This is a genomic window from Pseudomonas sp. Root401 (genome assembly GCF_001425105.1).
Classification (GTDB): domain Bacteria; phylum Pseudomonadota; class Gammaproteobacteria; order Pseudomonadales; family Pseudomonadaceae; genus Aquipseudomonas; species Aquipseudomonas brassicacearum.
Genome location: NZ_LMDO01000001.1, coordinates 753,712 through 775,511, shown reverse-complemented (window position 1 = coordinate 775,511; position 21,800 = coordinate 753,712). Strand labels below are relative to the sequence as shown.

Genomic DNA, 21,800 nt, shown 5'->3' with positions numbered 1-21,800 from the left:
TGACCGCCCAATCCATCACCGGCATCGACCCGCAACGCATCGCCGCTTACCTGGCCCAGGCGGTGGCCACCTTGGTCGACGCCCTTGAACACGCCCCGGAACGCCTTGCCAGCCAGCTGGACGTGCTGCCCGCCAGCGAGCGGCAATTGCTGCTGACGGACTTCAACCGCACCACCAGCGACTTCGGCACCGCGCAACCGATCCATCACCTGTTCGAAASCCARGTCCAGGCCAACCCCGRCGCCGTGGCCCTGGTCTGCGAACAGCAGCAACTGACCTATCGCCAGCTCAATCGCCGCGCCAACCACCTGGCCCGGCAGTTGCTCGCCCTCGGCGTCGARCCCGACCAGCGCGTGGCCGTCTGTGCCGAGCGCAGCCTGGACATGATCGTCGGCCTGCTCGGCGTGCTCAAGGCCGGCGCCGCCTACGTGCCCATCGACCCGGCTCACCCCGCCGAACGCATGGCCTTCATGCTGCAGGACAGCCAGCCACGGGCGCTGTTGACCCAGTCGACCTTGTCCTTGCCGACCGGGGATTTGCCCGTGTTGTTGCTCGATAGTCAGGACTCGTTGCAGGCGGCRAATGACGCTGSGTTTGACATCAACCCRCAGATAAAAGACCTCACCGCCGAGCACCTGGCCTATGTGATCTACACCTCCGGTTCCACCGGCCAGTCCAAAGGCGTGATGGTCGAGCACCGTTCGGTGTTCAACTTCTGGCAAGTGCTGACCCGCACCACCCACCAGCATTGCCCGAGCCCGGCCACCGTGGCCCTGAACGCCGGGTTCTTCTTCGACATGTCGATCAAGGGCATCTCGCAGCTGTTCTCCGGCCACCGGCTGGTGATCATCCCGCAACTGATCCGCGCCAGCGGCCACGAGTTGCTGGACTTCCTCGAACAGCATCAGGTGCACGCCTTCGACTCCACGCCATCGCAACTGGACACCCTGCTCGCCGCCGGCCTGCTCGAACGCAGCCGCTACCAGCCGGTGAGCGTGCTGCTCGGTGGCGAGGCSATCAATGCCGCGACCTGGACGAAACTGCGCGACTGTCCGAGCATCCGTTTCTACAACATGTACGGCCCGACCGAATGCACGGTGGACGCCACCATCGACCTGATCCGCGACCTTGGCGAACGTCCGAGCATTGGCCGGCCGATTGCCAACGTCCAGGTGCACGTGCTCGATGCCCGCGGCGAACCGACGCCCTTGGGCGTGGCCGGTGAACTGCACATCGGTGGCGCCGGCGTGGCCCGGGGTTACCTGAACCGACCGGAGCTGAGCGCCGAGCGTTTCGTCGTCGATCCGTTCAGCAGCGAGCCGAACGCACGGCTGTACAAGACCGGTGACCTCGGNATCAATGCCGCGACCTGGACGAAACTGCGCGACTGTCCGAGCATCCGTTTCTACAACATGTACGGCCCGACCGAATGCACGGTGGACGCCACCATCGACTTGATCCGCGACCTGGGCGAACGCCCGAGCATTGGCCGGCCGATTGCCAACGTCCAGGTGCACGTGCTCGATCCCCGCGGCGAACCGACGCCGTTGGGCGTGGCCGGTGAACTGCACATCGGTGGCGCCGGCGTAGCCCGGGGTTACCTGAACCGACCGGAGCTGAGCGCCGAGCGTTTCGTCGTCGATCCGTTCAGCAGCGAGCCGAACGCACGGCTGTACAAGACCGGTGACCTCGGYCGYTGGCTGGCCGACGGCACGCTGGAATACCTGGGGCGCAATGACTTCCAGGTGAAGATCCGTGGCTTCCGCATCGAGTTGGGGGAGATTGAAAACGCCCTGGTGGCCTACCCGGGTATCCGCGAGGCCGTGGTGATCGCACGGGAGGACAGCCAAGGCGATTCGGACAGCAAGCGACTGGTCGCCTATGTCTGCGGCGAACCGGTCCCGGCCGAGCAGCTGCGCGGCGCGTTGTTGAGCGGCCTGCCGGAGTACATGGTGCCCAGCGCCTTCGTCCACCTCGATGCCCTGCCCCTGACCGCCAACGGCAAGCTCGACCGTCGCGCCCTGCCGGCCCCCGGCCAGGATTCGCTGGCCAGCAAAACCTACGAGGCGCCCCAGGGCGACACCGAAATCGCCATTGCCGAGATCTGGAAAGGTTTGCTGCACCTGGATCAGGTCGGCCGCCATGACGGTTTCCTCGAACTCGGCGGCCACTCGCTGCTGGCGGTGCAATTGCTGTCGCGGCTGCGCCGCAAGCTGGGCGCGCGGGTTACCCTGCGCGAACTGTTCGACGCGCCGACCGTGCGTGGCCTCGCCGCCCTGGTACACGCGGCCTCACCCACCGAGGCCGTGTCGATTCCCTTGGCCAATCGCGCCGGACGCCTGCCGCTGTCCTTCTCGCAACAGCGGTTGTGGTTCCTTGATCACCTGGACCACGCGGCGGGCGCGGCCTATCACCTGCCGCTGGTCTTGAGCCTGAAGGGAACGCTGGACAAAACGGCGTTGCAAGCGACCCTCGACCGCCTGGTGGCGCGTCATGAAACCTTGCGCACGCGGTTCGAGCTGGTGGACGACGAGCCCTTGCAAAAAATCGCGCCGGCCGACTACGGCTTCCGGCTGGAGCAACAGGACCTGCGCGCCGTCGCCCCCGCTGAACGCCAGGCCACGCTCGAACACCTCGGCCAGATCAACGCCACCCAGTTGTTCGACTTGCACAGCGGACCTCTGCTGCGCGGCCACCTGGTGCAATTGGCCGATGATGAACATGTACTGTTCATCACCTTGCATCACATCGTTTCCGACGGTTGGTCCAACAGCGTGCTGGCCCGCGAGGTCAGCGTGCTCTACAACGCCTTCACCCAAGGCCAGAAAGACCCGTTGCCGCCCCTGGCGTTGCAATACGTGGACTATGCCGCCTGGCAACGACAATCCCTTGAAGGCCCGGCGCTGCAAGCGCAAATCGACTTCTGGCGGCAACACCTGGAAGGCGCGCCCGTGCTGCTGAACCTGCCGCTGGATCGTCCGCGCCCGGCAATCCAGCGTTATACAGGCGGCATCATCGAGTGCAGCTTTTCGCCAGCCCTCAGCGCCGACCTGCGCGCGTTCAGCCAAGCCCGGGGCACCACGTTGTTCATGGTCCTGCTGGCGGGCTGGTCGGTGTTGATGAGCCATCTGAGCGGCCAACACGATGTGGTGGTCGGCACGCCGGTGGCCAACCGTCAGCGGCCGGAGCTGGAAGCGTTGATCGGTTTCTTCGCCAACACCCTGGCGTTGAGAGTCACCACCAAGCAAGACACTCGCGTCGACGAACTGCTGGTGCGAATCAAGGACCTGACCCTGGCCGCCTACAATCACCAGGACCTGCCTTTCGAACAGGTGGTGAGTGCCGTGCAACCGACACGGAGCATGAGCCACAGCCCGTTGTTCCAGGTGATGTTGAGCCTGGACAACACACCGCCGGCGCCGCTGCAATTGCCTGGGCTTGCGGTGCAAACCCTGGCAAGCCCGCATAACACCACGCAGTTCGACCTGTCACTGTCCCTGATCGACAATGGCGAGCGCATCGGTGGCAGCCTGCAATACGCCAACGACCTGTTCGACGTTGCCACCGTGCAGAACATCGCCGGACTCTTTGCCAGGGTCTTGGAAAACCTGGTGAGCGATCCACAGCAGTCCATCAGCCAGTTGTTGCAGAACACCCCGCCGCTGGTGCGCTCGGCGAAGGCCATCGTCCAGCCCGCCATCGTCGAAGACGGCCCTGCGCCGTTGCCTTACGAAGCGCCTCAAGGCGACACCGAGATCGCCATCGCGGCCCTCTGGCGGGACCTGTTCAAACAGGAGCGGATCAGCCGCCATGACGACTTCTTCAGCCTCGGCGGCATTTCGCTGATGGCGGTGCAAATGGCCTCTCGCCTGCGCAAAGTCCTCGGTAAACCGATCGCCGTGCGCGACCTGTTCGTCGAGCCGACCATCGCCGGTTTCGCCCGAACCCTCGATGGCCAGTCACGGCCCGGCGCCCAGCGCAATCTGGTGCCGATCCGCCGTACCGGTTCCCAGCGGCCGTTGTATCTGGTCCATCCTCTGGGCGGTGAGGTGCAATATGCGCGGGATCTGGCCCCGGTGCTCGATCCCCAGGTACCGGTCTATGGCTTGGCCGCCAGTGGCTTGGTGGCAGGCGAGGCACCGTTGTCCGATGTACCGGCCATTGCGACGCGTTACCTGACGGCCATCCGCCAGGTCCAGCCGCAAGGTCCGTACCGAATCGCCGGTTGGTCGGCCGGTGGCCTGATCGCCTATGAAATGGCGCGGCAACTACAGGCCGGTGGTGAAGTTGTAGAGTTCCTTGGCATCATCGATGCCTCGGCCCGCCCGGATCCGATGCCTGAGCAATCGATCAGTGAAGCGCAGTTCCTGATGGCCTGGCTGCCCGAGGGGATCGATCCTGATCTGCTTCGGCAACTGACGGCGCTGGCGGAACACGCCGCCATCGAAGCGATGCTGGCGCTGTGCATGACCCATCGCCTGCTACCGGAGGAGTTGCCCCACGACATCGACGCCGCCCTGCTGCGCATTCATCTGGAAGTGGCTTATCGGATGCGACTGGCCATCGGCGCCTACGTCAGCCCACCCAGCCCGCTCAAGGTGTCGCTGTTCACCGCGAGCGAACAGCAACGCAGCGACCCGACCCTGGGCTGGCGTGGGTTGCTGGCCGATCAGGTGAGCGTGACGGCACTGCCCGGCACCCACAACACACTGGTCAAGGCACCCCATGTGGCCAAGCTGGGTGAAGCGATTTCCCAGGCTTTGAAAGCCGTCACGGAGTCATAACAGCCCCGGGCTGTCCCGCGAGCGATTCGCTGGACAGCCCGAGATGTGGAAGGTGACCCATCGCCATCGCGAGCAGGCTCGCTCCCACAGGTTTCACTGCGGATCTGCGGGCTGGAATGTCCCTGCTTTCCGCTACAGACTTTTCCGACCTGCAAACGCCTAATACCCCTTCAAGCTGGATCGTGTCTTGTGGATGGACTCCGCAGACGCTGTTCGATTCCGCCGCCGATCAGGCCTGTTCACTCCGCATGATCAACCTAAAGGGAGCCTTTATGCATGTCATCATTACCGCCATCGGTTCAGCCGGTGACGTTCATCCCTTTATAGGGATCGGTCGCACACTCCAGGCACGCGGCCATCGGATAACCTTTTGCGCCAGCGCGGCATTTGCCCCGGTGATCGAGCGCTGCGGTTTCACTTTCCTACCCTTGGGTACCCGCGAAGAATATCAGGCCGTCATGGCCGACCCGGCGCTGTGGCACCCAAAGACATCGCTGCCGACCCTCTGGAAAACCATCGCCGGCACGTTGCGCGACCAGTATCGACTGCTGGAGCAAGCGTGTGATGACCAAACCGTCATGCTCGGTTCGTTGTGGGCGTTTTCCGCCCGCCTGTTGCAGGAAAGATACGGCATTCCCCTGGTCACGGGTCAGGTCACGCCGTCCGGCATCTGGTCGCCCCGTGCACAACCCATCAACTCACCGGGAAGAAACCTGCCGGGCTTTGTGCCGTACCCCCTGAGACGCCTGATCATGAGCGCCGTCGAGCACACCGTTCTCGATCGGACCATGAAGCCGGAGTTCGACAGCTTCCGCCGTGAATTGGGCATGCCGCCGGTCAAGCGCATTATCAGCCAGTGGATCTCCTCTCCCGACCGGGTGCTGGGGTTGTTTGCCGATTGGTACGCCCCGGTACAGCAGGACTGGCCTGCCCAGGCCGTACTGACCGGGTTCCCGTTATTCGATGATTCAGGTTTCCAGGAGCCGGATGCCCAGCTCGAAGACTTCCTGAACGAGGCCTCGCCGGTGGTGTTTACTCCGGGCTCGACCACCGTCGACGCCGACCATTATTTCGCCGCAGCGGCTCAAGCGTTGAAATCGATCAATCGCCGTGGCGTATTCCTGACCAGCCAACCGGTAGACCCAGCGTTGCTCACTGACGGCAGGATCCTGGTACGCCGCTACGTACCGATGAGTCGCATCCTGCCCCACTGTTCGGCCTTGGTGCACCATGCGGGCGTCGGGACCACGGCCCAGGCATTCGCCGCCGGGGTGCCGCAGATCGCCACGCCATTCGCCCACGACCAGTTCGACAATGCCGCGCGAATGGAGCGCCTGGGCTGCGGCTTGCGGGTTTTTCCTCCGGCCACCGGCGAGTCGCTGACCGCCGCCCTCGACAAGGTGTTGAGCAGCCAAGAGGTGCGCGCCCGTTGTGAGCGCTATCGCAAGCTAATGCCCAGTGGCGACAGCGCCTGCGAAGCGGCGGCGTTGCACATAGAGGCGCTCGCCCGCTCCGACACCTCCCGCGTCGCGTAATCACGAATTGATTGACGATTGACTCTGCGCTGCCAATGGCCTGGCCTCACGGCCTATTTTTTATTTGTTTCATCGGGCCAGCGGATCGGCCCACGGAGAACACCATGACCCAGACCCTGCCCGCATCGAGCGCAGAACGCGTACTTTACCCCCTCACCACCCCGCAACTGGATATCTGGCTGGACCAGGTGCTGCATGCCGACAGTCCGCTGTACAACATCGGCGGCTATGCGCGCATCAACGGCGCGATCGACGCCACGCTATTACAGGCGGCCTTCAATCAGGTCGTCAACGGCCACGATGCCCTGCGGATCCAGCTGGTGCCCGGCTCCAGCGAGCACCCGCTGCCGCGCCAACGCTTCCTGGGGCCGGTCGACGTCCCGCTGGCGGTACACGACGTGTCGGGGCATGCCGATCCAGAGGCCAGCGCATTGGCCTTGCTGCAGGCCAAGCTGCAAACCCCGTTTTCCTTTGACGATGGGCTGCTGATGCGCGCGGACCTGGTCAAGCTCCGGGAAAACCTGCACTACTGCTTCGTCAATTGCCATCACCTGATCATCGATGGCTGGTCCTTCGCCATGATCGGCCGAGCAGTCAGTCAGGCCTATACCGCACTGCACGACCAGGCGCAAAACGTGGCAACGGCACCGACCTACCAAGCCTATGTCGAGCAGCAAGCCGCCAACAAAGACTCGACTTCGTTCCAGCGCCAACGCCAATACTGGCTGGAGAAATACCGCACGCTGCCCGAGCCCCTGCTCACGCCACGTCACCCGGGTCGATTCGACCAGCGCCTGGCGCCCAGCCAGAACCATGCCTGGCGCTTGCCCCGGGCGCTTTACAACCGTCTTGGCGATAACGCGAAGGCCGCGGGCCAGGCGACGGTCTTCCACGTTATGCTCGGCGCGCTGTACAGCTACTTTGCGCGCACCGAGCAACGGGATGAAATCGTCATCGGCCTGCCCATCCTCAACCGCGCCAATGCCGCACACAAGGCCACGATGGGCTTGTTCGTCGGCATGAGTCCGGTACGCTTGAGCCTGGGCACCGACCTGAGTTTCAGCGAGCTGGTCGGCAAGATCGCCCTGACGCTCAAGCAGGATTACCGCTACCAACGCTTTCCGCTGAGCGAGCTCAACCGCGAACTCGGCTTGCAGAACCAGGGCCGGCGCCAGTTGTTCGACGTGGTGGTGTCCTACGAACAGGACCAGGACACCTGGTACGGGCCAGCGTCGGCACAGCCGGTCAAGCTCAGCAATGGCTACGAACAGATGCCATTGGCGATGCACGTGCGTGAGTCCGCGCCGCAAGACGATGTGTGGATGCACTTCATCTACAACGAGGCCTATTTCGACGCGCCGCAGATCGAGGCTTTGCAACAACGCTTCATGCACATCCTGGCGTGCGTGGCCGCTGATTTCGACGTGTCTGTCGCCGCCCTCGACCCGCTGCCGCCCACCGAGCATCAGATGCTGCAGGAATGGAATCGCACTGACGTCGACTACCCCAAGGATGTGCTGCTCCATCAATTGATCGAAGCCCAGGTCGTCGCGCGCCCCGAAGCGATCGCGGTGCGCTTCGCGGACCAGGCGCTGACTTACGACGCACTGAACCGCCGGGCCAATCGCCTAGCCCACGCCCTGCTGGAAAGCGGGCTGGGTCGGGACGACCGCGTGGCCATCTGCATGGACCGCAGCCTGGAAATGGTGGTCGGCTTGCTGGGCATTCTCAAGGCGGGGGCCGCCTACGTGCCGCTGGACCCAGGCTATCCGGCCGATCGCTTGCGCCACATGCTCAGCGACAGCGCGCCCAGTGCCCTGGTCACAAGCCACGAATTATTGGCGAGCCTGCCCGCCGTGACGATACCCGTACTGTGCCTGGATGCCGAGCCTGAAGCGCTGTCTCGACAACCGGAACACAACCCGGACGCCGCTGCGCTCGGCCTGACGCCTCGGCACTTGGCCTACGTGATCTACACCTCGGGCTCCACCGGTTTGCCCAAGGGTGTGATGAACCAGCACGACGGAGTCGTCAATCGCTTGCTCTGGGCCCGCGATGCCTATGGGATCGATGAACACAGCCGGATCCTGCAAAAGACCCCGTTCAGTTTCGATGTATCGGTCTGGGAGTTTTTCCTGCCATTGCTCAGCGGCGCACAGTTGATCGTCGCCGCCCCCGACGGGCACAAGGACCCGCGCTACTTGATGGACATCATGGCAAGCGCCGGCATCACACTGTTGCATTTTGTCCCGTCGATGTTGCAGGTCTTCCTCGACCAGGTTGAACCGCAGCGCCTGACGACACTCAAGCAGGTGCTGTGCAGCGGCGAGGCCTTGCCCCATTCCGTGCAGGCGCGCTTTTTCGAACGCTTGCCAATGGTGCAACTGCACAACCTCTACGGTCCCACCGAAGCGGCCATTGACGTGACGGCATGGCATTGCCAGCCCGATGCGCACGCCAGCATCGTCCCGATCGGCCGGCCGATCGCCAATATCCAGATGCACGTCCTCGATGCGAACCTGCAACTGCTGCCGCCGGGTGTGGCCGGCGAGCTGCACATCGGTGGCATCGGCGTCGCGCGGGGTTACCTGAACCGTCCCGAACTGACCGCTGAACGGTTTATCCAAGACCCCTTCCACAGCGATCCCCGAGCCCGGCTGTACAAGACCGGCGATCTCGGACGCTGGCTGCCCGATGGCAGCCTCGAATACCTCGGACGCAACGATTTCCAGGTGAAGATTCGTGGCCTGCGCATCGAATTGGGCGAGATCGAAGCCCACCTGCTCGCCTGTGAAGGTGTCAAGGACGTGGTCGTGATCGCCCGCCAGGAAGCCGGTGATGCCTACCTCAACGCCTATTGGGTGAGCGAGCCCGGAAGCTCGCCATCCCCGCAAGCGCTGCAGGAAACCTTGCGCCAGCAAGTGCCCGACTACATGGTGCCCAGGCACCTGGTCGAGCTTGGGCAGTTCCCGCTGAGTGTCAACGGCAAGCTCGACCGCAAAGCCCTGCCCGAGCCAACAGCCATCCAGGGCAGCGATACGACAGCGCCACGCACGGCGCTGGAGCAGACGCTCGCCGAGCTTTGGCGGGAAAACCTCAAGCGCCCGACGCTGGGTGTGCACGACAACTACTTCATGTTGGGTGGTGACTCCCTGAAAGTCATCCATTTGCAGATCCATGCTCGTGAACAAGGCATTGCGCTGACATTGGCACAGGTCTACCAGTACCCGACCATCGCCCAGTTGGCCGAGGTTCTGCAAGCCGGGAAAATGCCGGCAATCGAGTGCGAACCCCTGACCCATGTGAAAGCTTTCGCCCAGGTTCCGCCGGCGATTCGCCTGTCCAGCGAAGGCGTGTTCGATGACGTGTTTGCCGCTTCGCAGTTGCAAGTCGGGATGATTTATCACTCGATGATGCACCCGGACTCGGCGATCTATCACGACATCTTCCGCTACCGCTTGCGCCTGCATTGGGATGCGCCGGCCTGGAAGCAGGCCTGTGACGCCTTGATCCGGCGTCATCCGGCCTTGCGTATGTCGTTCGATATCGGCCACGCCGAAGTGCCTATGGCCCGGGTGCACTCGACAGTCGAGCCTCCCGTGCACGTCATCGATGCGCGCCCGCTGAGTCCCGAGGCCCGGGCCCAGGCCATTGCCGCCTACGTGGAGGAACGCAAGCGCTACCGCGAAGATTGGCAACGGGCACCGCTGTATCAGTTCTGCGTGTTCGTCGCGCAGGACGAAATCGACCTGGTCTTCAGCTTCCACCATGCGATTCTCGACGGCTGGAGCGTCGCCACCTTGATGCGCGACCTGATCACGCTCTACACCTCGGCGCCTGGCACCGACGCACTGCCTGCCCTGAGCACCACGCCGGCTGACTTCGTGGTCCTGGAGCAAGAGGCCACGGCAACGGATACCCACCGCCAGTTCTGGCGCGACTACTTGCACGAGGCCCCCGCCGCCGCCATGACCAGCTGGATTCACGCCGTGGCCCCGGACCCGACGCCGCACCGCTCGGCCTACCGGGAACTACCCGCCGCGGACCTGGCCCGCCTCGAAGCGTTCTGCCAGGCCCATGACCTGCCATTGCGCGCGGTCCTGCTGGCGGCCCACGGTTTCGCACAAGCGATCATGTCCAACCAAAAGGAAGTGCTGTGTGGCGTGATCAGCCATGGCCGACCGGCCTTCGAAGATGCCGCCTCGGTCCTGGGCCTGTTTCTCAACACCCTTCCGGTACGTTTCAGCAACCAGGGTCAAAGCTGGCTGGAGATGATCCGGGCAGCAATGGCCCAGGAACAGCAGGTGTTTGCCCATCGGCGTTATCCATTCGCGTTGATTCATCGCGAGACCGACGTCGCCTTGAACGTGGTGTTCAATTACGTCGACTTTTACGTGCTCAAGGACCTGCTGGCCCAAGGCGAAGAGATCCTTATTGATTGGGAAACGACAGAAGCGAGCAACTACGATTTGCTGACCACCTTGGGCCGCCACCCGTCCAACGGTTTGCTGATGCTGAAGATGGACTACCGCACCGCGCGAGTCGCTACGAGCCAGGTCGAGGCCTATGCCGATTACCTGCTGCGCACGCTGGAACTGATGATCGCCGCGCCTGAGGCTAAACCGGCCATACCGGCCTGGCTGCCGTCCGTGGAGCAAACCACACCAGAAGCCGCTACGATCTTGCCACACGACAACCTGTCAACCCTGTTGCTGAACGGTTTCGCGCGCCATGGCGAGCAGACCGCCGTGAGTCTTGGCCAGACTCGTCTTTCCTATCGCCAATTGCAGGACGCTTGCGCCCAACTGGTGAGCTGGTTGCACCGGCAGGGTATCGGACAAGGGGATCGGGTCGCGATCATGATGCCCCGCTCGCCCGACCTGATCGTCGCCTTGATCGGTGTCGTACAGGCCGGTGCCGCGTACGTTCCGATCGACCTGAGCTATCCGAACGAGCGCATCGAGCTGATTCTTGAAGACTCGCAGCCGCGCCTGGTGCTATTCGCCGATGCCTCGGCGAGCCTGGCGATGACCCTGGCAGGCCAGGTCGATACGCGCCATTGGGACAGCGTAGTGGCCGGCTTCGACGACAACCTGGCCCACGATCACCAACGGGTAGCGACCATTGCCGCAGGCGTTAGAGGGGAAGACAACGCCTACGTGCTCTACACCTCGGGCTCGACCGGCCGTCCCAAGGGCGTGGCCATGCCGCACCAAGCCCTGACCAATATGATCCTCTGGCAGAACCGCCAGCAGGCACAGGACGTCAGTGGGCTGAAGACGCTGCAATACGCGCCCATCTCGTTCGACGTTTCGTTCCAGGAAATTTTCTCGACCCTGTCCAGCGGGCATGAGCTGGTGATGATTGACGAAGGGCTGCGCTATGACTTCATCCGCTTGCTGAGGTTTATTGACGCGCATGCGGTGAATCGCCTGTTCCTGCCCTACGTCGCCTTCCAGGGTTTGGCCGAAATCGCCACACAGCTGGGTATCCACCCCGCCTCGCTGCGCCAGATCAACGTCGCCGGCGAGCAACTGAAAATCACCGCCGAAATCCGTGACCTGATCGATCGCCTCGGCGATTGCCGGGTCGAGAACCACTATGGCCCGACCGAGGCCCATGTGGTCACGAGCCTACGACTTGAAGGCCCCACGGCAAGCTGGCCGAGCATGCCGCCGATCGGCACGCCCATCGACGGAGTACGCATGCATATCCTCGACGCGACGGGCAATCCTTGCCCGGTCGGCGTGATGGGCGACCTGTTCATCGAAGGCGCCTGCCTTGCCAATGGCTACTGGAATCGCCCCGACTTGACCGACGAACGCTTTATCTATCGCCAGCTCGATGGCCAGACCCGCCGCTTGTATGAAACCGGCGACATCGGCTTCTACCTGCCCGGGGGCGACTTGGTATACCAGGGCCGTAGCGACGCCCAAGTCAAGATCCGGGGCTACCGCGTCGAGCTCGGCGAGATCGAAGTGGCCATGCTCGGCGCCGTCCGGTCCAGAGCCGACATCCAGCAGGTGGCGGTCATCGACAAGACGGCAACCGATGGCAGCCGTTACCTGGTGGGATTCGTCCAGGCCATGCCGGGCCGCGAGCCGGACCTGAATCAACTCAAGGCGCAAATGCGCCTGGCACTGCCCGACTACATGGTGCCGACCTCATTGGTCAGGATCGCGAAGCTACCGCTTGGCCCCACGGGCAAGATCGACCGTCAGCGCCTGCAGAAGATCCAAGTCCAGACCACCTTGCAGCGCCCCCTCATGGGCCCGCGCAATGCCATGGAGGATCTGCTGCAGGCCTACTGGCAGGAAACGTTGGACCTGGACAGCATCAGCATCCACGACAATTTCTTCGAGCTGGGGGGCAATTCGCTCAAGGCGGTACAACTGGTGGCCATGCTCGCCAAACATCAAGGCCTGGAACCTTCGCTGTCGGACTTTATCCAGGCGCCGACCATCGCCGAATTCGCCCAAGTGCTGCAACAGACCGAAACCGGACACCCCGACGCCGGCGCGCTGGTGGACTTCAAGAATGCCACGCGCGGGCCGACGTTGTTCTTGGTCCACCCCATCGGCGGGCATGTGCTTTGCTACGCGGCATTGGCGCGGGTACTCAAGGACCAGGTCCACCTGTATGCCCTGCAAGCGCCGGGGACCTGGGATGCCCGTGAACCGTTGCAATCGGTGCAGGCCCAGGCGGTGTACTACGCGGACGCCATCGAGCAGGTCGCCCCTGAAGGCCCCCTGAATATCGGCGGCTGGTCCTATGGCGGCGTCGTGGCGTATGAGCTGGCGAGCGAGTTGCAGCGGCGCGGACGGTGCCTGCATAACGTGTTCTTGCTGGACACCATCGTGCGTGTCAGGCAGGGCGAGGTCCAGATAGAACGCAGCGAGTTCATGAACTGGTTCATGTGGGAACTGCTCAGCGGCGACGGCCAGAAGGAGTACGCCTACCACGCCCTGGACTTCTCCTCCCAGGACGACCCACAGGCCTTCGCGGCGATCCGGCAGCACGGCATCGACCAGGGCATTTTCGACGAGACCATCACCCTGGCGACACTCGATCAGTTGTTCCGGGTGTTCCATGCCAACTGGCAAGGACTGCTGGACTATCGCTTCCCGCCCCTGGACCTGCCTATCACGCTGTTCGCGGCGGACGTCGAGCTGCCCGATGTGCTGCAAGCCCCTCATGAACTGGTGGGCACCGCCTTCCGTGACCCGTACCGCGGCTGGCGCTCGATTGCGCCGCATGTGCAGCGAGTCGCCGTGGAGGGTGACCATCTGACCATGATGCGCGAGCCGCACATCGAGCGAGTGGGCCAATGCATCCGGTCGCGGATGGATCTGGCCCGGGCCAGGAACGCCGAATCCATGAGCGCACTGGCTTAACCATGACCGCCGATCACGGGGCCGGTTTGACGGCCCCGCTTGACTCCATCGCCCGGTCGTTCCGGGCTCGATACAGGTGAAACAACATGACAGCACCCAGAAAAGCCATTGTCGCCGGCGCCGGCATCGGCGGGCTGACCGCCGCCATCGCGCTGCAGCGCGCGGGTTGGCAGGTCAGGGTCTTCGAGGCGGCCCAGACACTGCGCACCGGTGGCACCGGTTTGTCCGTCATGGCCAATGCCATGGCGGCGTTGCACTCGATTGACGCCCATGTCCCGGTGGAACAGGCCGGCCAGGTGATCCGCGACTTCTTCTTCAAGAAACACCAGGGCGATGCCATCACCCGCATGCCGATCCATGAGATCGGCGAACAGTTGGGCCATCCCAGTGTGAATATCCAGCGCCCACTGTTGCTACGTGCATTGGCGCAGCAGCTCGCACCCGACACTTTGACGACCGGGTTGCGCTGCACGGGGTATGACCAGCGCCCCGATGGCGTCGCGGTACGGTTCGAAGACGGCAGCCTCCAGGAAGCGGATCTGTTGATTGGCGCCGATGGCCTGAACTCGGTGATTCGCCAGCAGATGCTCGGCCAAACCCCAACCCGCCCATCGGGTTATGTCGCCTGGCTGGCGGTGGCGCCCTTCAGCCATCCGGTCATGACCGAAGGCTACGTGGCGCATTACTGGGGACGCGGCAAGCGCTTCGGGCTCTGCGATGTCGGGGACGGCCAAGCGTACTGGTGGGGCACCTGCAATCACAAAAACGCGGCGGACGCCGCCTTGAACATCAGCAAGCGGGAAGTGCTTGCGGCCTATGCCGGCTGGGCGCCGGAAGTGGTGGCGGTCATCGAGGCCACCCCCGAGAGTGCCCTACTGAAAATGCACGCCCGGGATCGCCATCCCGTCGAGCAATTCTGCGAGGGACACGTGGTGCTCTTGGGCGATGCGGCTCACCCCATGCTACCCAGCCTGGGCCAAGGTGCCGCACAGGCGATCGAGGATGCCGTGGTATTGGCCGATCGATTGGCGCAAACGCCGGACCTGCGCACCGCACTGCTGCATTACCAGGCCCATCGGCACCCCCGGGCCAACGGGATCGTCAATGCCGCGCGCTTCATGAGCGGCATCGAGCAAGCCGAGTCGACCCTCGCCTGCTGGCTGCGAGAATGGTATATGCGCCTGACACCGCAGAGCAGCTTGCGCAAAAAGAACATCGACATCCTCTCGTTCAAGCCCTGCGCATGAACCGCGCGAACGGCCGCTGAGCGACATGGGCTGGACGGCGTGGCCCCCCCTCCCGCTAGTCGCCCCCCTAAAGCGTCAATGACAAAAAGCGACTCCTATATAGACAAAAAGCGACACATACCGACAGAAAAATCGAGAAATGAGAAGTTTTCACCATAATGGGAATCCAGGTTCCGGACATGTCTGCCAGATACTTCCCACATTGATGATTCTGAAAAAAACAGGCATCCCGAAACCAGACCAAGAACACAACCTTTTGATTTAACTGGATATTTTTCCTGTAATCGCGCCAAAGCCTGGCCTCGCAGCAATCGTTGCCAGGGGAAGAACCTTTGGTCCAACGTGTTTTTTTGCTCGGAGGTATCACAAGCCAACACCCACTGACCGACCCGGAATGTCCCTGTTTTCCCTTACAGACTTTTCCTACATGGAAACGCCTAATAGCCCTACCGGCTAAACCGTTTAAGTCAATAGGTTCACAAGACCGGCATTGACTCCGAGTATCAAATCCAGAAGAGGCTTCAACTTCTCGAAGCAGTCGGATTTTTTCCGTCAACATCAGCGATGCGGAGCCTTTTCGAGTAAGCAGGAATAAGGACTATGAATCGACATGCGTGTATTGGGGGTGCAGAAAAATCGCACCTCTACGTAGAGCTAGGAAAGCTGATTTCAAGTGTCGGACACGAGAGTTTCTTGACCAACATGCACCAGATGATCGAGACATCAGTGCCTGTCAGTCGCCTCGAATTGAGTGAATGGACAGCCGACGACACCCAGTCGAGCGTCCTCGATGTACAACTGTTGGGGTATGCGGGTTCGGAAAAAAGCGCGCACATGCAATCCCCCTGCCCCACCACGGCAATACGGCGCAACGATCACCCCTTGGTGAAAAGAGTGCTGGAGGTGGATGACGCCCTGCTGATCCATCTGAACGCACGGATGAAGGACGAAAGAGGCAACGACTGCCTCGGTACGTCCCACCAGTGCATTCTGATTTCGCGCAAGGCCAATCGCCGCTGTGTGATTTCGTTGCAACGCCCCCAGGTACAGCGCGACTTTTCCCTCCAGGAACTGTCCTTTCTGAAATACCTTTCCGAAACGCTGCTGCCCTTGGCCGAGCGTCATGCGCACCTCAATCGCCAATGTTTCAAAGCTTCTGGCAGCGCTACGGGCCATCCGCTCGATGCCGCTGAACAGACCCAATTGCAGCGCGATTTCAATGATCGGTTGAGCCCCTGCGACGTGACCCTTTCGGTACGGGAAAAAGAGGTCTGCCTGGGCCTGCTGGCCGGGGGCACCGTGCCGGAGATCGCAGAAAAACTACAGGTCAAGAACAGCTCCATCGAAACCTACCTCAAGCGTGCCGCCGCCAAGCTGGGCGTGAGCGGGCGACATGGGCTGGCGAAATGGATGATCGGATCATGACGGCTCGCCGCGCACGGCCCGCCAGAACCCGCCTGCCTGCGCCAGTGGGGTCTGGGCAGGCACCACAGTGAGATAACAGGTCGATGCATAAACTCTTGAGCCCCCTGGCGGTCGCGGCATTCATGTTGGGCGGTTGCTCGCTGATCCCGGACTACCAACGCCCCGACTCACCGGTCGCCCGGCAGTATCCGCAAACCTCGGCCTATGCCCCGGCCTTGTCGGGGCCCCTGGCGGCCGAACAGGGTTGGCGTGACCTGTTCCAGGATCCGGTGTTGGCGCAACTGATCGAAAGTGCGCTGGTCAACAACCGCGACTTGCGCGTAGCGACCCTGAACGTCGAGGCTTACCAGGCGCAGTATCGGATCCAGCGGGCGGACCTCTTCCCGGCGATCAGTGCCAACGGCACCGGTTCGCGCCAGCGCCTGCCGGCCAGCCTCACCGGAACCGGCGACGCGGCCATCAGCCGTTCGTATTCGGCAACCCTGGGGATCAGTGCTTATGAGCTGGATCTGTTCGGGCGCATACGCAGCCTCAGCGACCAGGCATCGCTGATCTATCTGTCCAGCGAAGAAGCCCGCCGCAGTAGCCAATTGAGCCTGGTGGCCAGTGTGGCCAGTGCCTACCTGACCTGGCGAGCCGATCAGGAGTTGCTGGCGTTGACCCAAGACACGCTGCAGTCCTATGAGCAGAGCCTGCGCCTGACCGAACGCAGTAACCAGGTCGGCACCGCCTCGGCCTTGAACCTGAGCCAATCGCGCACCTCGGTGGAAAGCGCCAGGGCCAGCCTGGCCAAGTTCCAGCGCCAGGTCGCCCAGGACCTCAACAACCTCACGTTACTGGTCGGCACGTCGGTCGCCGATGACCTGCCCGGCCGCCCATTGTCATCGGACCTGCTCAGCGAAGTACCGGCGGGCCTGCCTTCAGACTTGCTGCAACGCCGGCCGGATATCCTGGAGGCCGAGTACCTGCTGCAATCGGCCAACGCCAACATCGGCGCGGCCCGTGCCGCGTTTTTCCCGAGCATCAGCCTGACCGCCAACGCGGGCAGTTCCAGCAACGAGCTGTCCGGGCTGTTCAAGGGCGGGTCGGGCAGCTGGACGTTTCAACCGCAGATCAATCTGCCGATTTTCAACGCCGGCAGCCTTCGGGCGAGCCTGAACTACTCGAAAATCCAGAAAGACATCCGTGTGTCGCAATACGAAAAAGCCATCCAGACCGCCTTCCAGGAAGTCTCCGATGGCCTGGCGGCACGCAAGACTTATAAAGACCAGTTGATCGCCCAGCGCGACCTGGTGCAAGCCAACCAGGATTACTACCGCCTGGCGGAGAGGCGCTATCGCATCGGCGTGGACAGCAGCCTGACGTTTCTCGATGCCCAACGCTCGCTGTTCAGCGCCCAGCAAACCCTGATCGTCGACCGGCTGTCGCAGCTGCTCGCCGAAGTCAACCTGTACAAGGCTCTGGGCGGGGGTTGGGTAGAACGCACAAGCAACGTGACTGTGAGGTGATTGCAGATGGGCACATTCGAACCCGGGACACTGGTGCGCCTACGCTCGGGAGGTAAGACGATGGTGGTCAAACATTCGTCGTCCATTTCCCAGATGCCGGATACATTGCTGCTCCTGTGCGAGTACCGGGCCAAGAATCGCCTGGTGCAGGGCTTCTATGCGACACGCGACCTCATCCCGGCCGCCGCCGGCTCGGATAACGAGCGATCGTAACGGGACGAAAGCCCCCTTGCCCCCGCTGGGCTGCTGTAGGAGGCTGCATAGGAGCTGTGTAGGAGCTGAACTGTGTAGGAGCTGTGTAGGAGCTGTGTAGGAGCTGTCGAGTGCAACGAGGCTGCGATCTTTCCACTGACAATTGAGTCGAGAGCGAAAGATCAAGATCAAGATCAAGATCAAGATCAAGATCAAGATCAAGATCAAGATCAAGATCAAGATCAAGATCAAGATCAAAGCTCCTACAGAACCCAGCGCGAGCTTGGGTTATCAGACCGTGCGCGAATACTGGACCGTCTGGCCCGCCCCCAAGTACGCGTCGAACGCCATGGCCACGTTGCGCATCATCAATTGCCCCTGGGGCAACAACACCAGCTCGTCGTCGCGAAGGTCCAGCAACCCGTCGCGCACCAGCTCCTGGAGTCGGTCCAGGGCATCGGCGAAGTACTCGGTAAATCGAATGCCGTGGGCGCTCTCGATCCGGCCGAAATCGATGCGCCCATGACACATCAGTTCGCTGATGACCTCGCGCCGCAGGCGATCATCGTCGCTCAGCCGATAACCGCGCTGCACCGCCAGCAAGCCTTGATCCAACCGGGCGTAATACTGGGAAAGCTCCTTGACGTTCTGGTTGTAGCTGTCGCCCACCTTGCCAATCGACGACACCCCCAGGCCGATCAGGTCGCAATCGGCGTGGGTGGAATAACCCTGGAAATTGCGCTGCAGGCTGCCCTGGGCGCGGGCGCGTACCAGTTCGTCATCCGGCAAGGCAAAGTGGTCCATGCCGATGTAGACGTAGCCGGCTTCAGTCAGGCGATTGATGGTCAGCTCCAGCAACTCCAGCTTGCGCTCTGGCGGCGGCATGTCTTCTGGCCGGATCATCCGCTGCGCCCGCACCCGTTGCGGCAGGTGGGCGTAACTGTAGGCCGCGATCCGGTCCGGACGCAGGGCGATGATCTTGCTCAAGGTGACATCGAAACTGGCGATGGTCTGCAAAGGCAGGCCATAGATCAGATCGACGCTGACCGACTTGAAGCGCGCCAGGCGCGCGGCTTCCACCAGCTCGACGACCTGGGCTTCGCTTTGCACTCGATTGACGGCAATCTGCACCTGGGCATCGAAATCCTGGACGCCAAAGCTCAGGCGGTTGAACCCCAGCTGGCGCAGGCCTTGGATCTGTTGCGCATCGATGGTCCGCGGATCGACCTCGATGGAAAACTCATGGGCGTCGCTGTCGTCCATGTCGAACGACTGGTGCAGGCAGTCCATCAGGTCGGCCAGTTGCTCATGGGTCAGGTAAGTTGGCGTGCCCCCACCCAGGTGCAACTGGGTCAGTTTGCGCGAGCGGTCGAACAAGGTCGCCTGCAGGGCAATTTCGCGCTTGAGATAGGTCAGGTATTCGACGGCACGATGGGTCTTGCGCGTGATGATCTTGTTGCATGCGCAGTAATAGCAGAGGCTCTGGCAGAACGGGATATGGATGTACACCGATAACGACTTGGGCTGCGGCGCCTGGTTGCTGCGTTGGGCAGCCTGCTGGTATTCGTCCATGGCAAAGGCCTGGTGGAACTGCGGCGCCGTCGGATAGGAGGTGTAGCGCGGCCCCGGGCGGTCGTATTTCTCCACCAGGGCACGATTGAAACCGGATGCAGCATTCATGATGGGTTCAACTTTTCAAAAGGGGGTGGGCCTGCGTCATCCAGTCCTGGGTCGAACAGATTGCAGATCGCATCGACGTTCAAGCGCCCGGCGGGCAGGATGCCGATAAACCGGCTCGACAGTTCAATCAATCCCTGGTCATGCAACGCTTCCAGCGACGGCCAGACAGACGCGAAATGCTCGCGAAACACCAGGCCGAAGCGTGCCTCGATGGCCGGGATATCCAGTTCCAGGTCACAGGACAGCTGCTCGGTCACGCATGCCTTGACCTGATCCTGCGCTTCACAGCGCCAGCCGCGATAGACCGGCAACTGCCCGGCGTCCAGCTGTTGGCAATACTGATGCAGGTCGTCGGTGTTCTGTACGTACAAGTGCTCGATCTGGGTGATGGCCGACAAACCGAAGCCCACGTGATCACAGCAACCGTGACGGGTAAACCCCTGGCAATTGCGATGCAGGCGTCCGTGCTCCTGGGCCACCGCCAGGTCATCGTCGGCCCTGACAAACTGGCCCAGGCCAATGTAGTGATAACCGGCGCCAATCAGTTGCTCGCAGCAGATCCGCCGCATGGCGTCCTTGTCGGCCGGGCTGCAAAAGGCACCGGCCACACCGGTGTTCTTCGAGCGATAACGATAAGGCGCGCGGGCATAGTCGAAAACGTGCAGCCGGTCCGGTTCCAGTTCGATCAGCGTCGCCAGCTTCAGGGCGAAACTGCTCGGCGTCTGCCAGGCATGACCGTAGCCCAGGTCAATGTTGATGGAGCGAAAACCAAACGTGCGCGCCGCATCGATCAACGAATGGATCGGGGCCGGATTCTGGTAACAATCGACCGACAGGTCGCTGTCGACGCCAATGTCGGGCACACCGATGCTGACATGGGTGAAACCCTGGTCACGGATCAGGCCCATGGTCGACCAATCCGTGTGGTGCAGGTCCACCTCGATGCTGTGGTCGCCGCCGTCGTATTCACTGAAGTCAAAGCGCTTGCGCAGGTCACTCATCAGCTTCTGCAGATGAGCGATCACCGGTGTGCCACCGGTCAGGCAAAACTGCTCGACGCGCCGCCCTGCGCCCAGGTGGCAACCGACCAACCCCATCTCATACGTCAGGCGTTGCATATAGCCCTCGATCTCACCGCAGCGGCAGTCGCTGGCCAGGGGCGAACACGACGCCAGCCGCAAGCGCGAAGGCAGGTGCACCGCCAGGGACAAGGGCCGTCGTTTCTGACGGCTGCTGCGCAACCCTCGAAGCAGGTCGAGCGAGCCGATGCCTGCGTGGAATCTACGTGTACCGACCGGACAATCGAAATCAGCCACCACAGGAGCACGTCCCGAGGGTCGCTCACCGAGGGTATGGAACGGGTCGAACATGACAATCTCCGAGTGGCTGTGCGCGAGCAGTTTGCGGGGTAACCCGCCGGGTCACCTTGACCTGTATCAAGCGCCTTGGAACCACGCGCCAGCGCTTACCAGGTGACGTAGAACATGGCCTTGGCCAGCAGCACGATCGCGACCATGTGCAGGAACACGCTGGTATGAATGATGTGCACGTAGCGGGCGTTCATGCGCCCGCTCCTGAACAGCCACATGGCCCAGAGGAAATGCCCCAGCACACTGCCCGCCAACAGAATCTTCAACCCCAGCAGCAAACCGAAGGATGACTGCAACGGCGACGACAGCACCGGCCAATAGCGCAGCCAGACCATGCCAATGCCCGCGCCGAACAGCACCAGCAGCACCCACGGCATCAACTGCCGGGCGCGTTGGCTGATGCCTTGCTCCAGCAGCACCATGACCTTGGTGGGCAGTTGCTTGCGAATGCTCTCCAGGAACAGGACTTCGAAGAAAACCGTGCCGATGAAAACCAGCGCGGCAAACAGGTGCAAGGTCAGAAACAGCGGATAACTCATGAGCTTCCTCAGTCGCCCTCTTCAGCGGGGCGATGGTTTATTCGAGGTTATCGCGCCATCCCCGAAGTGAGGTTGATGCCAATCAAGGAAACCGCACGGTGTCCCCTGTGGGAGCGAGCTTGCTCG

10 protein-coding genes and 1 pseudogene are annotated in these 21,800 nt (G+C 62.4%); 8 read left to right on the top strand and 3 right to left on the bottom strand.

The genetic code is table 11. The features are described 5' to 3' along the window. From ASC85_RS32900 to ASC85_RS03110, 8 genes and pseudogenes are all read left to right on the top strand, one after another. Nucleotides 1-1,354 (top strand): annotated as a pseudogene (locus ASC85_RS32900) (amino acid adenylation domain-containing protein); the annotation flags it as partial. Nucleotide 1,355: 1 nt separating this feature from the next. After that, a partial coding sequence (locus ASC85_RS03140; protein WP_236712315.1) for a condensation domain-containing protein occupies nucleotides 1,356-4,784 on the top strand: 3,429 nt, incomplete at its 5' end. A 272-nt stretch (nucleotides 4,785-5,056) separates the two neighbouring features. Continuing rightward, nucleotides 5,057-6,319, top strand: a complete 1,263-nt coding sequence (locus tag ASC85_RS03135) for a glycosyltransferase (RefSeq protein WP_057448207.1) — start codon at nucleotides 5,057-5,059, stop codon at nucleotides 6,317-6,319. A gap of 104 nt (nucleotides 6,320-6,423) precedes the next feature. Beyond that, nucleotides 6,424-13,713, top strand: coding sequence for an amino acid adenylation domain-containing protein (locus ASC85_RS03130; RefSeq protein WP_057448206.1), 7,290 nt, complete (start codon nucleotides 6,424-6,426; stop codon nucleotides 13,711-13,713). A gap of 86 nt (nucleotides 13,714-13,799) precedes the next feature. Then, entirely contained in the window at nucleotides 13,800-14,960 is a 1,161-nt protein-coding gene (locus ASC85_RS03125; RefSeq protein WP_057448205.1) for an FAD-dependent monooxygenase, read from the top strand. A gap of 600 nt (nucleotides 14,961-15,560) precedes the next feature. Then, complete coding sequence (locus tag ASC85_RS03120) at nucleotides 15,561-16,385, top strand: helix-turn-helix transcriptional regulator (protein WP_057448204.1); 825 nt, start codon at nucleotides 15,561-15,563, stop codon at nucleotides 16,383-16,385. An 83-nt stretch (nucleotides 16,386-16,468) separates the two neighbouring features. Beyond that, the gene (gene adeC / locus ASC85_RS03115) at nucleotides 16,469-17,893 is read left to right on the top strand and encodes an AdeC/AdeK/OprM family multidrug efflux complex outer membrane factor (RefSeq protein WP_057448203.1); all 1,425 of its coding nucleotides are present in this window, start codon (nucleotides 16,469-16,471) and stop codon (nucleotides 17,891-17,893) included. Between the two features lie 6 nt (nucleotides 17,894-17,899). Further along, nucleotides 17,900-18,106, top strand: a complete 207-nt coding sequence (locus tag ASC85_RS03110; RefSeq protein WP_057448202.1) for a hypothetical protein — start codon at nucleotides 17,900-17,902, stop codon at nucleotides 18,104-18,106. Nucleotides 18,107-18,376: 270 nt separating this feature from the next. On the opposite strand, the gene hemN is transcribed toward ASC85_RS03110, so the two are convergent. The 3 genes from hemN to ASC85_RS03095 all read right to left on the bottom strand — a co-directional run bounded on the left by hemN (nucleotide 18,377) and on the right by ASC85_RS03095 (nucleotide 21,674). Beyond that, nucleotides 18,377-19,765 carry an oxygen-independent coproporphyrinogen III oxidase gene (hemN, locus tag ASC85_RS03105; RefSeq protein ID WP_057448201.1) on the bottom strand — a complete coding sequence of 463 codons (1,389 nt, stop codon included), beginning with the start codon at nucleotides 19,763-19,765 and terminating at the stop codon, nucleotides 18,377-18,379. Further along, the gene (locus tag ASC85_RS03100; protein ID WP_057448200.1) at nucleotides 19,762-21,135 is read right to left on the bottom strand and encodes a coproporphyrinogen III oxidase; all 1,374 of its coding nucleotides are present in this window, start codon (nucleotides 21,133-21,135) and stop codon (nucleotides 19,762-19,764) included. The genes hemN and ASC85_RS03100 overlap by 4 nt, the downstream gene beginning before the upstream one ends. A 95-nt stretch (nucleotides 21,136-21,230) precedes the next feature. Further along, a complete protein-coding gene (locus ASC85_RS03095) occupies nucleotides 21,231-21,674 on the bottom strand; it encodes a CopD family copper resistance protein (RefSeq protein WP_057448199.1) in 444 nt (147 codons plus the stop codon). Nucleotides 21,675-21,800 lie beyond the last annotated feature (126 nt).

What these genes read in the sequence shown, in the direction of transcription:
- ASC85_RS03135 (WP_057448207.1), top strand. Translation starts at nt 5,057, where the DNA reads ATGCATGTCATCATTACCGCCATCGGTTCAGCCGGTGACGTTCATCCC.
- ASC85_RS03130 (WP_057448206.1), top strand. Translation starts at nt 6,424, where the DNA reads ATGACCCAGACCCTGCCCGCATCGAGCGCAGAACGCGTACTTTACCCC.
- ASC85_RS03125 (WP_057448205.1), top strand. Translation starts at nt 13,800, where the DNA reads ATGACAGCACCCAGAAAAGCCATTGTCGCCGGCGCCGGCATCGGCGGG.
- ASC85_RS03120 (WP_057448204.1), top strand. Translation starts at nt 15,561, where the DNA reads ATGAATCGACATGCGTGTATTGGGGGTGCAGAAAAATCGCACCTCTAC.
- adeC (WP_057448203.1), top strand. Translation starts at nt 16,469, where the DNA reads ATGCATAAACTCTTGAGCCCCCTGGCGGTCGCGGCATTCATGTTGGGC.
- ASC85_RS03110 (WP_057448202.1), top strand. Translation starts at nt 17,900, where the DNA reads ATGGGCACATTCGAACCCGGGACACTGGTGCGCCTACGCTCGGGAGGT.
- hemN (WP_057448201.1), bottom strand. Translation starts at nt 19,765, where the DNA reads ATGAATGCTGCATCCGGTTTCAATCGTGCCCTGGTGGAGAAATACGAC.
- ASC85_RS03100 (WP_057448200.1), bottom strand. Translation starts at nt 21,135, where the DNA reads ATGTTCGACCCGTTCCATACCCTCGGTGAGCGACCCTCGGGACGTGCT.
- ASC85_RS03095 (WP_057448199.1), bottom strand. Translation starts at nt 21,674, where the DNA reads ATGAGTTATCCGCTGTTTCTGACCTTGCACCTGTTTGCCGCGCTGGTT.